The 15,311-nt window shown below is 71.3% G+C and carries 14 protein-coding genes; 9 read left to right on the forward strand and 5 right to left on the reverse strand.

Annotated features, from left to right (window positions below; all coding sequences use genetic code 11):
- Positions 1-267: 267 nt before the first annotated feature.
- Entirely contained in the window at positions 268-822 is a 555-nt protein-coding gene (locus ACIRG9_RS23500) for a hypothetical protein (RefSeq protein ID WP_402859657.1), read from the forward strand.
- 82 nt (positions 823-904) lie between these two features.
- On the opposite strand, the gene ACIRG9_RS23505 is transcribed toward ACIRG9_RS23500, so the two are convergent.
- The 5 genes from ACIRG9_RS23505 to dnaA all read right to left on the reverse strand — a co-directional run bounded on the left by ACIRG9_RS23505 (position 905) and on the right by dnaA (position 7,345).
- A complete protein-coding gene (locus ACIRG9_RS23505) occupies positions 905-1,411 on the reverse strand; it encodes a DUF721 domain-containing protein (RefSeq protein WP_402860087.1) in 507 nt (168 codons plus the stop codon).
- Between the two features lie 154 nt (positions 1,412-1,565).
- A complete protein-coding gene (recF, locus tag ACIRG9_RS23510) occupies positions 1,566-2,699 on the reverse strand; it encodes a DNA replication/repair protein RecF (protein ID WP_402859660.1) in 1,134 nt (377 codons plus the stop codon).
- A 16-nt stretch (positions 2,700-2,715) separates the two neighbouring features.
- Positions 2,716-3,588 carry a phosphogluconate dehydrogenase (NAD(+)-dependent, decarboxylating) gene (gnd, locus tag ACIRG9_RS23515; protein WP_402859663.1) on the reverse strand — a complete coding sequence of 291 codons (873 nt, stop codon included), beginning with the start codon at positions 3,586-3,588 and terminating at the stop codon, positions 2,716-2,718.
- Between the two features lie 41 nt (positions 3,589-3,629).
- On the reverse strand, positions 3,630-4,763 hold the full coding sequence (gene dnaN / locus ACIRG9_RS23520; RefSeq protein ID WP_402859666.1) for a DNA polymerase III subunit beta: 1,134 nt from the start codon (positions 4,761-4,763) through the stop codon (positions 3,630-3,632).
- 764 nt (positions 4,764-5,527) lie between these two features.
- Positions 5,528-7,345, reverse strand: a complete 1,818-nt coding sequence (gene dnaA, locus ACIRG9_RS23525) for a chromosomal replication initiator protein DnaA (protein ID WP_402859669.1) — start codon at positions 7,343-7,345, stop codon at positions 5,528-5,530.
- Positions 7,346-7,920: 575 nt separating this feature from the next.
- Between dnaA and rpmH the strand changes: the two genes are divergently transcribed.
- The 8 genes from rpmH to ACIRG9_RS23565 all read left to right on the forward strand — a co-directional run bounded on the left by rpmH (position 7,921) and on the right by ACIRG9_RS23565 (position 14,464).
- Positions 7,921-8,058 (forward strand): 50S ribosomal protein L34, encoded by a 138-nt coding sequence (gene rpmH, locus ACIRG9_RS23530; protein ID WP_402859671.1) that lies wholly within the window; start codon positions 7,921-7,923, stop codon positions 8,056-8,058.
- Positions 8,059-8,091: 33 nt separating this feature from the next.
- Positions 8,092-8,505: a ribonuclease P protein component gene (gene rnpA, locus ACIRG9_RS23535; RefSeq protein WP_402859674.1), complete on the forward strand. Its 414-nt coding sequence runs from the start codon at positions 8,092-8,094 to the stop codon at positions 8,503-8,505.
- A 44-nt stretch (positions 8,506-8,549) separates the two neighbouring features.
- Positions 8,550-8,789 (forward strand): membrane protein insertion efficiency factor YidD, encoded by a 240-nt coding sequence (yidD, locus tag ACIRG9_RS23540; protein ID WP_402859677.1) that lies wholly within the window; start codon positions 8,550-8,552, stop codon positions 8,787-8,789.
- A gap of 4 nt (positions 8,790-8,793) precedes the next feature.
- The gene (gene yidC, locus ACIRG9_RS23545; RefSeq protein ID WP_402859680.1) at positions 8,794-9,768 is read left to right on the forward strand and encodes a membrane protein insertase YidC; all 975 of its coding nucleotides are present in this window, start codon (positions 8,794-8,796) and stop codon (positions 9,766-9,768) included.
- A gap of 211 nt (positions 9,769-9,979) precedes the next feature.
- Entirely contained in the window at positions 9,980-10,567 is a 588-nt protein-coding gene (locus ACIRG9_RS23550) for a protein jag (RefSeq protein WP_402859683.1), read from the forward strand.
- Between the two features lie 436 nt (positions 10,568-11,003).
- Positions 11,004-11,783, forward strand: coding sequence for a 16S rRNA (guanine(527)-N(7))-methyltransferase RsmG (gene rsmG / locus ACIRG9_RS23555; protein ID WP_402860090.1), 780 nt, complete (start codon positions 11,004-11,006; stop codon positions 11,781-11,783).
- 251 nt (positions 11,784-12,034) lie between these two features.
- Positions 12,035-13,405: an AAA family ATPase gene (locus ACIRG9_RS23560; protein ID WP_402859686.1), complete on the forward strand. Its 1,371-nt coding sequence runs from the start codon at positions 12,035-12,037 to the stop codon at positions 13,403-13,405.
- A 27-nt stretch (positions 13,406-13,432) separates the two neighbouring features.
- A complete protein-coding gene (locus ACIRG9_RS23565; protein WP_402859689.1) occupies positions 13,433-14,464 on the forward strand; it encodes a ParB/RepB/Spo0J family partition protein in 1,032 nt (343 codons plus the stop codon).
- Positions 14,465-15,311 lie beyond the last annotated feature (847 nt).

Below are 15,311 nucleotides of genomic sequence, written 5' to 3' on the forward strand. Positions count from 1 at the left end.
GCGCTGTCTACGACTCCCCCTACACACCACACCTTCATCGGGGGCGCTTCTGACCGCTCCGGCTCGGCGGGTCCGATGTCACGCTGCGACCCGGAGTAGTCGGCGGCCACCGGATCGGTACCGGCACGTGGCCGACCGGGGGTCGCGGCGTAACCCGCGGTGCCGTACCTTTGCGGCGCCTGCCGCTGTGGTCTTGATCTTTCCCGCCCTGAACCGGGACGATCGACCCGATCGGTCCGACAACTTCCTTACAAGAGGTGACGCCAGATGGGGCTGGACAACGTCGCGGTGCACTGGCCGCGAACCGGCCGCTTCTACGACCCGGTCGCGCCGGCCGAGTTCGTCGACTTCGGGGAGATCGTGGACATGCCACGGATCTCCGGCCCCACCGCGGCGCTCGCCGAGCTGATCGCCAAGACCGGCACGGTCCGCGCGACCGCGTACACCGAGCTGGTCGACCTGATCCTCGGGCTGGAAAATGTGCTCTACGCCACGGAGAACGCGGCCGAGGACGAGGACCCCGTGATCGACCCCGACGGCTGTTCCTGGATCGCCGACGGGTTGGAGAAGTTCGTCGCCCGGCACCGGCCGATCGACGAGGCGGTGACCTTCGAGTCGGTCAGCGAGGTACTGCGGTCGCTGCTGGGCGACGGCCGGCTGGCCGAGCAGCAGCTGCGCTGGCTGGACAGCCGGCTCGACAAGCTGCGCGACGAGAACGGCGATCCGCCGCAGTGGACCTTCACCTGCGCCGAGCTGAGCGTCCTGGCCGCCTTCTACCGGCGCTGCGCCGACCGGGGATTCGCGGTCTACGCCGACGCGTAAGCACCTTGATGTGCGGCGTGTTGGGGTCAAACCCGATGACGAGACCACGATTCGCCGCACATTGAGTCGATCAAGGAGCCGGTCAGCCGTAGGTGTCGCGCGGGCCGCGGCCGCGAACCCGACGCGGGCCACGCGACCAGGACGGCGCGGCCGGGCCGTGGATGTGCAGCTTGCGCACCACGTTGTGGCCCACCTCACGGGCGATCTGCTGAAGCAGCGAGCCGGCGAGCAACCGGAGCTGGGTCGCCCACGCGGTCGAGCGCGCCTCCACGGTCAGCTCGCCGTTCTCCAGCTTGACCGGGCGGCTGTGCTGCGCCACCTCCGACCCGACCACCCGTTCCCAGGCGCCGAAAACCGTCGCCTCGGCCGCCGGCTGCTGCCAGCCCCGCGCCTTGACCAGCTTATCCAGCACCGCGCCGAGCGGTTGCGGGTCGCGCGGGTCCGGCCCCGGACCGGAGTAGCCGCGTAGCCGCCGCTCGCCGTCGCCGCGTACCGCGCCGCGCCGACGGGTGGTGGCCGCCTGCCGGCGGGCCTTCGCCGCGTCCAGCACCGCCCGGGCCAGCTCGGGCCCGGACGCCCCGGCCGGCAGGTCTCCGGCACCGTCGGTGTCCGCCCCGGCGCCGCCGGACGAGTCGGCCCGCCGCCCACGCCCGTCCGCCGCCGCACCGTCCGCCGCGCCCCGGCCCCCCTCGGGGGTACGCCCACCGCCTCCCGGACCCAGCCGGGCCGGCGGGAGCTGAACCTCATCCGACACGACGCACCGTCCCCTCGCCCACCGCGTACCGGGTGCCGCGCAGCGCCGCCGGCACGTCGTCGTCCACTGCACAGGTCACCAGGAGCTGACCGGCACCGCCGACCAGATCGGCCAGCCGATCCCGGCGGCCTGCGTCCAGTTCGGCGAAGACGTCGTCGAGGACCAGCACCGGCTCGATGCCGTCAGCACGCAACAGGTCGTACCCGGCCAGCCGCAGGGCCAGCGCGAACGACCAGGACTCGCCGTGGCTCGCGTACCCCTTGGCGGGCAGCGGGCCGAGGGTGAGCACGAGGTCGTCGCGGTGCGGGCCGACCAGGGTGGTGCCACGTTCGATCTCCGCCGACCGGTTCTCGGTCAGCGCGGCCTGCAACGCCTCGGCCAGCGCCGCCCGGTCGGTGGTCGGCTCGGCCAGCTCCACCGACGGCCGGTACGCGATCCCCGCCGCACCCCGACCCGCCGCCACCGCGTCATACGCCTTGCCGACATGCGGGGCGAGCGCGGCGACCAGCTCCAGCCGGCCGGCGAGCAGCTCGGCACCGTGCTGCGCCAGGTGGGTGTCCCAGACCGCGAGGGTGGACAGGTCTCCGCCCCGTGACCCGCCCGTCTTGCGGGCCAGGTACGCCGTCCGCAGCAGGGCGTTGCGTTGCTTGACCACCCGCTCGTAGTCGGCGCGCACGCCGGCGTACCGGGGCTGGCGGGTGACCAGCAGGTCGTCGAGGTAGCGGCGGCGCTCGGCCGGATCACCGCGGACCAGTTCCAGGTCCTCCGGGGCGAACAGCACCAGCCGCAACGCGCCGAGCACGTCCCGGGCGCGACGGGCCGGGGAACGACCCAGCCGGGCCCGGTTGGCCTTGCCGGGAACGATCTCCAGCTCGACCAGCAGCTCCCGGCCCTCGTGCGCCACCGCGCAACGGATCACCGCCGAGGAGGCGCCCATCCGGACCAGCGGGGCGTCCGTGGCGACCCGGTGCGAGTCCAGGGTCGCCACGTAGCCGAGCGCCTCGACCAGGTTGGTCTTGCCGACGCCGTTGGGGCCGATCAGGACGTTCGGACCCGGCTCCAGGTCGACGCCGACCCGCTCGTACGAGCGGAAGTCGACCAGTTCAAGCCGGCGGACGTACACAGGCGGTGGCGGCCGGTCAGCTCTTGCGGACGGCGTGACCGCCGAACTGCTGGCGCAGCGCGGCGACGGCCTTCATCGCGGGCGAGTCGTCCTGCCGGGAGGCGAACCGGGCGAACAGCGAGGCGGTGATGACGTTCAGCGGCACCGCGAGCCGGACCGCCTCGTCGACGGTCCAGCGGCCCTCGCCGGTGTCCTCGGTGTAGCCGCTCAGCTCGGCCAGCTCCGGGTCCTCGTCCAGCGCGCGGTCGAGCAGGTCGAGCAGCCAGGACCGGACCACGGTGCCCTCGCGCCAGGACTTGAACACGCCCGGCACGTTGGTCACCAGCTCGGACTTGGCCATCAGCTCGTAGCCCTCGGCGTAGGCATGCATCAGGCCGTACTCGATGCCGTTGTGCACCATCTTGGCGTAGTGCCCGGCGCCGACCGGGCCGGCGTGCACGAAGCCGTACTCGCCGGCCGGCTTGAGCGCCTCGAAGATCGGCATCAGCCGCTCGACGTGTTCCTCCGCGCCGCCGACCATCAGCGCGTACCCGTTCTGGCGGCCCCAGACGCCGCCGGAGACGCCGACGTCGATGTAGCCGATGCCCTGCTCGTTGAGACGCTCGGCGCGCGGGGCGTCGTCGCTGAAGCGCGAGTTTCCGCCGTCGATGATGATGTCGCCCTCGCCGAGCACGCCGGCGAGTTCGTCGATGGTGGCGTCGGTGACGCCGGCCGGAACCATCACCCAGACCGCACGCGGGGCCTCCAGCTTCTCGGCCAGTTCCGCGAGGCTCGCGACGTCGCTCAGCTCCGCGTCGCGGTCGTAACCGACCACCTCGTGACCGGCGGCGCGCAACCGCTCGCGCATGTTGCCGCCCATCCGGCCGAGTCCTACCAGGCCGAGCTGCATCTGCTCCTACCTCCGTACGTCTGGGTCGTGCTGGGGTGCGATCAGCGGGACACGCGAATCGGCATGATGAGGTATCGGTACCCCGGGATGACCTCGCCATCCTCGCCGGCGGGCGAAATCACCGCGGGCTTGAAGGCGTCGACGAACTCCAGCCGGGCGTACTGGGCACCCAGGTTGGTCAGGCCGTCGATCAGGTACTGCGGGTTGAAGCCGATGGTCAGCGGGTCGCCGGTGAAGGTGGCCTCCATGGCCTCGCTGGCCCGGGCCTCCTCGGTGCCGCCGGCCTCGACCACGAGCCCGTCCGAGCTGAAGCTGAGCAGCACCGGCGTGGTCCGCTCGGCGACGAGGGCGACGCGCTTGACCACCTCGATCAGGGCACTGACCGGAACCCGGGCCTCGGCGTTGTGGGAGGCGGGGAAGAGCGAGCGGACCGGCGGGTAGTTGGCGCCGTCGAGCAGCCGGCTGGTGGTCCGCCGGGTGCCGCCGGAGAACCCGATCATGCCCTCGCCGGCACCGCCCTGGGAGAGCGCCATGGTCACCTGGCCACCGAGCGGGCCGAGCGCCTTGGCGGTGTCGTGCAGCGTCCGGGCCGGCACCAGCGCGTTGAGGCTGATCTCGGGGTCGTCCGGGTTCCACTCCATCTCGCGCAGCGCGAGCCGGTAGCGGTCGGTGGCGAGCATCGCCAGGGTGCGGCCGGAGAGCTCGATGCGTACGCCGGTCATCATCGGCAGCGTCTCGTCCCGGCCGGCGGCGACGGCCACCTGGGCCACGGCGGCGGCGAAGGCGGCGGAGTCGATGGTGCCGGCACTCTCCGGCATCTCCGGCAGGGCCGGGTAGTCCTCGACCGGCATGGTCGGCAGGGTGAAGCGGGCGCTGCCGCAGACCAGTTCCAGGTGGGCACCGACGGCGGCGATGTCCACCGGCTTGGCCGGGAGCGCCTTGGTGATCTCGGCGAGCAGGCGGCCGGAGACGAGGGCGGCGCCGTCGGCGTCCCCCTGCACCTCGACGGTGACCTGGCTGGAGACCTCGTAGTCGAAGCCGGAGACCTGAAGGTTGCCGTCGGTCACCCGGAGCATCACTCCGGCCAGCACCGGTACGGAGGGTCGGTTGGGCAGGCTCTTGGCGGTCCACGCGACCGCCTCGGCGAGCGCGTCGCGCTCCACTCGGAACTTCATCAATGCCTCCGCGTCGACGTCAGCGACAACTCTCTCATGCCGACCGCTGCCACCCGTCCCGCCCGACCGTGCGGGTACCCATCGCACCTTAGGGCGCGTGGGCATCGGCTGTGCGCCCGACCCCGTGGATCAGGTGCCGGGGCGACCGCCGTCGGCGGCGTTCCGGCCCGATCCACAGGAAGTCCAACGGTGATGATTGGTTTTTGTTGTTTAGAAGAGATAACTCATCGTCTTCATCGCACCTGTGCAAACTGTGGAGAACCCGCGTCTGCGCAGGTCGGACAGGTTATCCACCGGTGGTTTTGCTGTGGAGAACCAGGGGGACAACTCGTGTCCCGATCCACAGGCGCGGCCGGTCCCCAGGTTGTCCACGGTTATCCACCGGTTGTCCACCGCTAATCCACCGGGTTTCTCCCCAGCGTTGTGGACGACCGGAACGTTCTTGATCGGCGTTGTCCCCAGAACCTTCAACAGGCCACCCACAGGCCGACCGTCGTCGGTGGACAACGCCGTCGTTGTCCCCAGGCGTCCACAGCTCCGTCCCCAGGAGTTGTCCACAGTCTGTGGATAACCAGGTCCGGACGTAGCGTGGTTGTCCACCGCCTGTGGAACAGGGGGTGTGGAAAACCGGGTCGGTCTGTGGACGGCCATGACGCCGATCGTGCGTCCTCGACCGGGTCGAGGGTCAAGCTCCGCCGGGTGTCCGCAGATACGAGGAAGCCCGGCCGGAGTCTCCGGCCGGGCGCTGCGTCGTCGCGTACGACTCAGGTCTGCTTGATCCGGTTGGTCAGCTCGGCGATCTGGTTGTAGAGCGAGCGGCGCTCTGCCATCTGCTGGCGGATCTTCCGGTCGGCGTGCATGACGGTGGTGTGATCCCTGCCGCCGAAAGCCTGCCCGATTCGGGGCAGCGACAGGTCGGTCAGCTCCCGGCACAGGTACATGGCCACCTGCCGGGCGTTGACCAGCACCCGGGACCGGGAATGCCCACGCAGGTCCTCCAGGCTCACCCCGAAGTAGTCGGCGGTGGAGACCATGATCTGGTCCGCGGTGATCTCCGGACCGGCGCCGTCCGGGATGAAGTCCCGCAGCACCTCCTCGGCCAGCGACAGCTCCACGGACGAGCGCGTGAGGCTGGCGAACGCGGTGACCCGGATCAGCGCGCCCTCCAGTTCCCGGATCGAGTTCGACACCCGGGAGGCGATGAACTCCAGCACGTCCGGCGGGGCGTACAGCCGCTCCTGCGCCGCCTTCTTCTGCAGGATCGCGATCCGGGTCTCCAGGTCCGGCGGTTGGATGTCGGCGAGCAGCCCCCACTCGAACCGGGTACGCAGCCGATCCTCCAGCGTCGCCAACTGCTTCGGCGACCGGTCGGAGGTGATCACGATCTGCTTGTTGGCGTTGTGCAGGGTGTTGAAGGTGTGGAAGAACTCCTCCTGGGTCCGCTCCCGGTTCTCCAGGAACTGGATGTCGTCGATCAGGAGGATGTCCACGTCCCGGTAGCGGCGCTGGAACGCGCTGGTCTTGTCGTCACGCAGCGAGTTGATGAAGTCGTTGGTGAACTCCTCGGTCGAGACGTACCGGACCGAGCGGGCGTTGCCCAGCGTGGTGGCGTAGTGCCCGATGGCGTGCAGCAGGTGGGTCTTGCCCAGCCCGGAGCTGCCGTAGATGAACAGCGGGTTGTACGCCTTCGCCGGCGACTCCGCCACCGCCACCGACGCCGCGTGCGCGAAGCGGTTCGAGGAGCCGATGACGAACGTCTCGAACATGTACTTCGGGTTGAGCCGGTTACCGCCGGTCTCCACCCCGCCCGGGAGCCTCCGGTCGACCGGGCCACCTGGGCGGTGATCCGTGCCACTACGGCCGGGGCCGCTGTCCGAGGCACCGGCCCGGGGCAGGCCGCGCAGCGGCGACCCGTCGGCCGGCCCGGGGGTGTCGCGGTAACGGGCCTCGTACCCACCGGTGTCCGGAAGCGGATCCATCCGGTCGTCGAAGGCCCGGCGCTCGGAGTCGTCGTGCAGCGGCTCGGCGAAAGCGGTGCTGAACAGGGTGTCCTGGCCGTCCCGGCTGCCGGGGATGAGTGGCGTTCGGCCGCCGTCGGGCGTGCGCTGCCGCGGGGCCGGCTCCTCCGCCGTCGGCTGCGGTCGATCCTCTGCGTACGCCGAGGGCTCGGGCCGGGGCGGGTAGCCGAATTCGGGGAAGCCGGGCGCCTCGGCCATCGGACCGGGCTGGCCGAGGCCGGCGAGCAGGTCCGGCGGAGCGTCCCGGTCGGCCGCCTCCGGGGTGCTGCGGTAGACGGTGCCGGCCGGGCGACTTCCGGCGTCGTCGGCCACCCGTACGGTGACGGCGACCTGGACCGGCCGGCCGAGCCGCCGGCTCAGGGCCTCGGTGATGGCCGGGCGGAGCCGCGACTCGATCACGTCCCGGGTGAAGGCGTCCGGTACGGAGAGCAGCGCGGTGTCCTCGACGATGGCCCGCAGCCGGGTGAGCCGGAGGTACGCCCGCTGCTGCGCCGAGATGATCTCGTCGGCGAGCTCGTCCGTCGTTGCCGACCACACCGCGGCCAGGTCGGTCGTTCCGGTCACCGTCGTGCCACCCCCTCGCCTCTACTCACGCCCGCCCGGACGGCTCACCGGTCGTCATCCACAAGTTATCCACAGCCTGTGTGTACCGACCGATTGTGGCCGCCCACCGGACGCGGGGTCGGGGCTACCCCCCCTGGTTCCGGAGGCGTTGAAGCGGGTTCACCGTGCCGAACGATTCACTACCCTGTCTGGTCTTGCCGGTCACGACAACCCGGACCCCCGACGCTGACCGCAATCGGGCACGCTAACAGTGCGGACCCCGCGCCATCAACCGTCGACACCGGCGCAGCCTTGTCAACATCAGTGAAAACCGCCCCTTCGGTCGTGCTCCGGGCGCTGTCGGGGTATCGGGTGTGATGTTTGACGGTCTTTGCCCGCCTGCGTAGGCTGGATCGGCTGCTCTGTCGCCCTCTGCTAAGGTGATGGCTGCTTGCTGTCCGTGGTTGCTGCCCCGCATCGCCGAGGTGTCGCTTCGCCGGGCAGCACCGATCGGAGGCCACCGGCGCGGTGGCCTGGACCACCACACGACCCCGGGCGATGCCCCGCGCGGGGCGTAGGACAACGGAGAGCCTGACGTGAGCAAGCGCACCTACCAGCCGAACACCCGCCGGCGCGCGAAGACCCACGGCTTCCGGCTGCGCATGCGCACCCGTGCCGGCCGTGCCATCCTCTCGACCCGTCGCGCCAAGGGCCGCACCCGCCTGTCGGCCTGAGGCCGACCGGTCCGGTCCGGGACACGGGCAATCGTGCTGGCCGCCGCGCAGCGACTGCGGCGCAGTAGCGATTTCGCCGCGGCGGTCCGGGGTGGCCGACGCGTCGGCCGAGGTGCCGTCGTGGTGCACCTGACCCTTCCCGAGCAGACCGGACACCCAGCGACAAACCCGCCGGAGCCGGCGCGGAACAGCGGTGCGGAGACCTCCGTGCCGAGCCGCGCCGGCTTCGTCGTGTCCAAGGCGGTCGGCAACGCCGTGGTCCGGAACAAGGTCCGCCGCCGCCTCCGCCACCTGGCCCGCGAGCGCATGGGCGAGCTGCCCGCCGGGAGCACCCTGGTGGTCCGCGCGCTGCCGCAGGCCGCCGAGGCGACGTACGCTCGACTGGGGGCCGATCTGGACGCCGCCGTCGCCGCCGCGCGGGCCTCCCGGGGGCGACGGTCCCGGTGAACGGGGTGACCTCCGTGCCTCGGCCGATGACAACCGGTGCCCGCATGCTGCTGGTACCCATCATCGCGTACCGTCGGTGGATAAGTCCGGCGCTGCCGGCCCGCTGCCGGTTCTACCCGTCGTGCAGTGCCTACGCCGTGGAGGCGGTCTCCCGGCACGGTGCGCTGCGGGGGGCCTGGCTGACGGTCCGGCGGCTGTCGCGCTGCCACCCCTTTCACCCAGGTGGACACGACCCGGTGCCTGAGCCGGTCGAGCGCCGCCGCGCCGACGTGACTGGAGCCTGAGAAATTGAGTCTTGACTGGATCTACTACGCGATCTCGTGGATCCTGCTGACCTGGCACTCGGCCTGGGACGCCCTTGTGTCGGCCGGAGCGGTGATCGGCACGAACTGGTCGTGGATCCTCGCCATCGTCTTCCTGGTGGTGACGGTCCGGGTGATCCTCTTCCCGGTCTTCGTCAAGCAGATCAAGTCGCAGCGGGCGATGCAGGCGCTCCAGCCCAAGGTCAAGGAGCTCCAGGAGAAGCACAAGGGTGACCGGGAGACGCTCCAGAAGGAGATGATGGAGCTCTACCGGAAGGAAAAGGCCAACCCGTTGATGGGCTGCCTTCCGATGTTCCTCCAGATCCCGGTCTTCCTCGGTCTGTTCCACACGCTCAAGCGGCTCCGCCCGGACAATCCCCAGCCGACCCTGTACGGCTGGACGGTCGACCAGTTCAACAGCGCGTCCAGCGCGAAGCTCTTCACCGCTCCGCTCTCCGGCCGGTTCGGCTCGACCGCCGAGGAGCTGAGCCGGCTGGGGGCGAACAGCGGGACGGTCAAGATCGTTGCCGGCGTGCTGGTGCTCATCATGATCGCCACGACCTACCTGACCAGCCGCCAGATGATTCTGAAGACCGGCTGGGCCGAGGACCCGCAGCAGCGCATGATCCAGCGGCTGATGCTCTACGGCATCCCGGTCTCCCTGCTGGTCTCCGGTTCGATCTTTCCGATCGGCGTGATCATCTACTGGGTCACCAACAACCTGTTCACGCTCGGCCAGCAGCAGTGGGTGCTGCGCAAGTTCCCGCCGCTGGTGACGGCCAAGACGGCCCCGGCGCGAAAGACCGCCCAGCCGGCCAAGAGCGGCGGCCTGCTCGGCCGCAAGTCCGCCCAGCCGGTCGCGAAGGCCCCGGCGACCGCGCCGAAGGTGGCCGGGCCGAAGCCCGGTGCCAAGCCGACCAACCCGAAGAAGGGCAGCCGGCCCGCCAAGCGACAGGGCTGAGCCTGCGGGGCCGCCACCGGTGACGGTGGCGGCCCTTCCGGCCCCCGAGCTGCCACCGTACGGTCGGCGCCGGGCCGGAACCGCCGCGCCGAGCGCGGTCACGGGCGAAACTGCCCGTACAGACGTGCCCGAGGGCACCGGCGAAGCTCCCGCCGGCCCCGGGAGACCAGCGGACCCGACGGTCCGGCCGAGCGAGTACGGAGATGAGACCGTGACCGACACCAGCATCCCCAGCGCCGACCAGTCCCTGGACGAGGAGACCGTGGCGTCCGTCGCCACCGAAGAGGCGGAGGAGAGCCAGGGCGAGCCGGAGGCCGCCGAGAAGAAGGCCCCGGCCGACAGCGACCTGTTCCGGCAGAGTGAGATCGCGGCCGACTACGTCGAGGGCCTGCTCGACATCCTCGACTACGACGGCGACATCGACGAGCTGGTCTCCGGCGGCCGACCGGTCGTCGAGGTGGTCGGCGCACGCCTGCAGAACCTGGTCGGCCAGCGTGGCGCGACCCTGGAGGCGCTCCAGGAACTGACCCGGCTGGCGGTGTTCCGGCAGACCGGTACGCCGAGCCGCCTGCTGCTCGACGTCGGCGGCTACCGGGCCGCGCGGCGCAAGGAACTGGCCGCCGTCGCCAAGAACGCGGTGGAGAAGGTCAAGGAGTACGGGGAGCCGGTGCGCCTGGAGCCGATGTCCGCGTTCGAGCGCAAGTGTGTGCACGACGTGGTGAACGCGATGAGCGGCGTGGAGAGCGAGTCCGAGGGCGTGGAGCCGAACCGCCGTATCGTCGTCCGGCCGGTGGACTGACCGGGTGACCTACGACGAAACGACGGCGGATGCCGTGGCCGGCCCGGGTGGTACGCCACCCGGGCCGTCGCCTGTCCGGCACGACCCGACCATTGACCCGGTCTTCTCCGACGGCGACGCGACCCCTGCGACCGATCCGGCCCTTCCCGGTACGCCGGCCACCGCGAGCGACCCGAGCTTCTCCGCCGAATCGGGTACGGCGGCGGACCGGCCTGCCGACCAGTCCCAGGCGCATCCGGCGGAGCCCTCGGGCGAGGTGACCCCGGCCTTCTCAAGTGAGCCCACGGCACCGACCGAACCGGCCGCGGTTGCGGACGAGTCGGCCGCGGCGGTGCCGGTCGGTGCCGTCGAGCCGCTCTTCGCCGAGCCGGCCGCCACCGGTGACGACAGTGGCTTGGCGGGCCCGCCTACGGCGCCGCCAGCTGATCTGTCCCTCATGGACGGTCCGGTGTCGGCGGCCGAGGAGCGGCCGGCACCGGGGGCGGCGACGCTGCCGCCCGAGGCGGCGGAGGCCGCCCGTACCCTGTTCGGCGATCGCCTCGACCTGGCCGCCGCGTACGCGGAACTGCTGGCGACGGACGGCGTGGTACGCGGCCTGATCGGCCCCCGCGAGGCGCCCCGTATCTGGGAGCGGCACCTGCTCAACTGTGCGGCGATGGCCGAGCGGATTCCCGAGGGAGCGAGCGTGCTCGACGTCGGGTCCGGCGCCGGGCTGCCCGGTCTGGTACTCGCGATCGCCCGGCCCGATCTCACGGTCACCCTCGTCGAACCGCTCGCCCGGCGGACCGCCTTTCTCATCGAGGCGGTGCAGCAGCTCGGCCTGACCCGCACGGTCCGGGTGTTCCGGGGGCGGGCGGAGGAAGCGGCTGCCGGTACCCGCGACACCGCGCCGCTCAGCGCCGACATCGTGACCGCCCGGGCGGTCGCCGCGCTGGACCGGCTGGCTACCTGGTGCCTCCCGCTCGTGGTGCCCGGCGGGCGGTTGGTGGCGCTCAAGGGCGCCTCGGCCGCCGAGGAGATCACCGAACATGCCGAGGCGGTGACCCGGCTCGGTGGAGGCGAGCCGGAGCTGCAGCGGTGCGGAGTCGGCATCATCGACCCGCCGGCCGTGGTGATCGAGGTGGTCCGGGAGCGGGTGATCGCTCCGGTGCGGAAGAAGAGCCCGAAGCGGTCGCGTGGCGGGCGCCGCCGTGGCGGATCCGGCCGGGACCGCTGACGCCATCCGGGGTTCCCGCGTTGTTGTTCCGGCGGTCGAAAACGGTGCGACGTAGCTGACCGATTGGAACCCGACGTGGACCCGCCGCGTCCGTGCGCCGTAGGCTGGCCGCGCGTCGATAATGTGGAACGGCGGTGCCGGGCGGCACCCGAACCCGACCGTTTCCCGCCGGGCCGTCCACCGCGCCGGAAGCGCGTGGGGCCCGATCGACGGGGTGCGGACCGACCATCCGGAGCGGGCAGGGATGACAGGTGCATGACGACGGCAGGTACGACGATCCGCGGGTGACCGGGCCGGCAGGGCAACCCTCTGCCACCGACCCCGTTTCACGTGAAACCGACTACCGGGGCTGGCCGCTGGGCGACGACTCCCGTGGCCCGGCCACGGGTCCGGCGGGAGCCGATCCGTCGGCGCCTCGGGACGTGCCCGTCGCGGGTGGCGTCCGGCCGACCTCCTCCGGGCCGGCGAACGTGCCGCCGGCCCGGGAGCCGCACGATCCGACCGGCGGCCCGGCAAATGCCGCCAGCACGCGTCCGGGCTACGCGCGCGGCAACGCGGCGCTCCCCGGACGGTATGAGCCGCAACCGCCGGGGGCGGCCCTACCGCAGCAGTCCGGCCCGTCGCCCGCGCCGGACGAAGCAGCCGGCGTGGCTGCGCCGTCGTCCGACACGCCACCGGCCACCGGCCACGCTGCTGAACCCCCCGCAAGCACGTACGTTTCACGTGAAACCCCGACGCGCGAAGAGGATGACCCACCGTTGGCTATGGAGGCGATGCGCGCCGTGCAGATCCTGAATCCCAGTGGCGAGGTGATCATGCCTCGGCCCCCACGGACGCGGGTGATGTGCGTCGCGAACCAGAAGGGCGGCGTGGGAAAGACCACGACCACGGTGAACCTGGCGGTGTCCCTCGCCCTGCACGGGAACCGGGTCCTGGTGGTCGACCTGGACCCGCAGGGCAACGCCTCCACCGGGCTCAACGTCCCACACCACACCGGCGTGCCCGACGTGTACGACTGCCTGATCGACAGCGTGCCGCTGGAGGAGGTGGCGCAGGCGGTCGAGGGCATCCCGAACCTGTGGTGCGTACCGGCCACCATCGACCTCGCCGGCGCCGAGATCGAGCTGGTCTCGGTGGTTGCCCGGGAGTCCCGGCTGGCCCGCGCCATCTCCGCGTACCCGGGGCACTTCGACTACGTCTTCATCGACTGCCCGCCCTCGCTCGGCCTGCTGACCGTCAACGCGTTGGTCGCCGCGCAGGAGGTGCTGATCCCCATCCAGTGCGAGTACTACGCGCTGGAGGGCCTCAACCAGTTGATCAACAACATCAACCTGGTTCGCCAGCACCTCAACCCGCGGCTAGAGGTCTCCACCATCCTGCTCACCATGTACGACCGGCGTACCCGGCTGGCCGACGCGGTGGAGCAGGACGTGCGGAACCACTTCGGCGACAAGGTGCTCCAGGCGGTCATCCCCCGGAACGTACGAGTTTCCGAGGCGCCGAGCTACGGCCAGTCGGTGATGACCTACGATCCCGGTTCGCGGGGGGCGACGAGCTACTTCGAAGCCGCCCAGGAGATCGCCGAGCGTGGGGTCAAGGAGCCGGTGAGCCGGAATGCGTAGTGCGGAGAAGTCGCTGGGAGGCGTCGCATGAAGAACCGTCCTCGTGGCGGTCTGGGCCGGGGGCTCGGTGCCCTTATTCCGACCGGTCCAGTGCCGGGTAGCGCCCCGGCGGCTGCCGAGCCGGAGCGCACCGCGGCGGCCGTTCCGGCCCCGCCCGTGGCTGGTGCTGCCGCCGCCATCGGAGCCGCTGCCGCCGCCCCGGCTGTGGAGCCCGAGCCGCAGCAGCTGAGCCCGGTACCCGGAGCCCGCTTCGCCGAGATCCCGGTCGACGCGATCGTGCCGAACCCGAAGCAGCCCCGCCAGGTCTTCGACGAAGATGCCCTGGAGGAGCTGAAGGTCTCGATCCAGGAGGTCGGGTTCCTCCAGCCGATCGTCGTACGCCAGCTCGACGGTGAGAAGTACGAACTCGTCATGGGTGAGCGGCGTTGGCGGGCGGCCCAGGCGGTCGGCCGGGAGAGCATCCCCGCCATCGTGCGGGACACCAGAGACGACGCGATGCTCCGGGACGCGTTGTTGGAGAACATCCACCGGGCCAACCTGAACCCGCTGGAGGAGGCGGCCGCTTACCAGCAGCTGCTGGAGGAGTTCGGGGCCACCCATGAGGAGCTGGCTCGCCGTATCGGCCGCAGCCGGCCGCAGATCTCCAACACCATCCGGCTGATGAACCTGCCCGCCCAGGTCCAGCGCCGGGTCGCCGCCGGGGTGCTCTCCGCCGGCCATGCCCGGGCGCTGCTCAGCCTGGACGACGGGGAGGCCCAGGAACAGCTCGCCAAGCGAATCGTCGCCGAGGGCATCTCCGTACGCGCCACCGAGGAACTGGTGGCGCTGGCGCTGGCTGACGGCCCCGCGCAGAATCCGACGGCGAAGCGGCGGCCCAAGCCGCACGCGCCGGCCATGTCGGACCTCGCCGACCGGCTCTCCGACCGGTTCGACACCCACGTCAAGGTCGACATTGGCCGCAGCAAGGGCAAGATCACCATCGAGTTCGCGACGGTCGACGACCTGGAGCGGATCGTCGGGATCATCGGCGTGGGCCAGGAGGACCAGCCCGAGGAGTGAGCCGACCCGGTCCCATCGACCGCGCGGTCCCCAGGGGACCGCGCGGTCGAGTCGTATTCGGGGTGTGCCCTGGAACGGGATGGCCTGCTCCGTTCGGTTGGCCGTCTCCGCTCGGGACGGCAGGGTGGCCCGCGCGACATGCGGCATGACGCGGTGTCCAAGCCGAGCAAGACCCCAACTTGCCGCAAGACGAGTCGATCAAGCCGGCCATCCAGACCTCCCGCGGGGCGAGCCGAACAGGGCCGTCTCCTGAACGGTACGGCCGTCAGGCGGCGGCCGGTGCGGTCCAGGCCGAGGTCGTCAAAGAACCGGGGGATCTCCCACCACACCGCGCTGCCTCGAAGGGCGGCGGCTGGCGCTCGTTGGCCGCCACCTCGCGGGGTCCGCCGCCTCCGCCTTTTGGCCGTCACCTCACGGGGCTCGCCGCCGGCCGCCGCCACCTTTCGTGCCTCGCCACTGGCGCCAACTCCACGCGGGCCTCGCCGCTGGGCCGGACCTGCCCCCGTCATGTGATTCGTGGCTCGTCGGAACGGAACGAGGAGATGGCGGCGCTGATGGACGACGCTGTCGCCGAATCAGCCCGCCCGGACTACCGGCCAGCCCGGCCGATCGTTGGCGACGGGGATTCCGGTCGGGGGCACGGTCGAGGACCTGGCCGAGTGTGGCCGTTGAGGATCTCCTGGTGGTTCGGCGGCTACGTTGATCTGACTCGACTCGCCGCCGCTCCTGGTCGTGTCGTGAGGCGGTGGTTTCCGGCGACCGGTTGCCGGTGGGCTTGAGCGGCTACGCCAGCCCTGGCGCCTGACATCCGTCATCCCTGGAGCGTCAGCTCCACGCGCGCCGCTCC

It is taken from the genome of Micromonospora sp. NPDC093277, assembly GCF_044765245.1.
Classification (GTDB): domain Bacteria; phylum Actinomycetota; class Actinomycetes; order Mycobacteriales; family Micromonosporaceae; genus Micromonospora.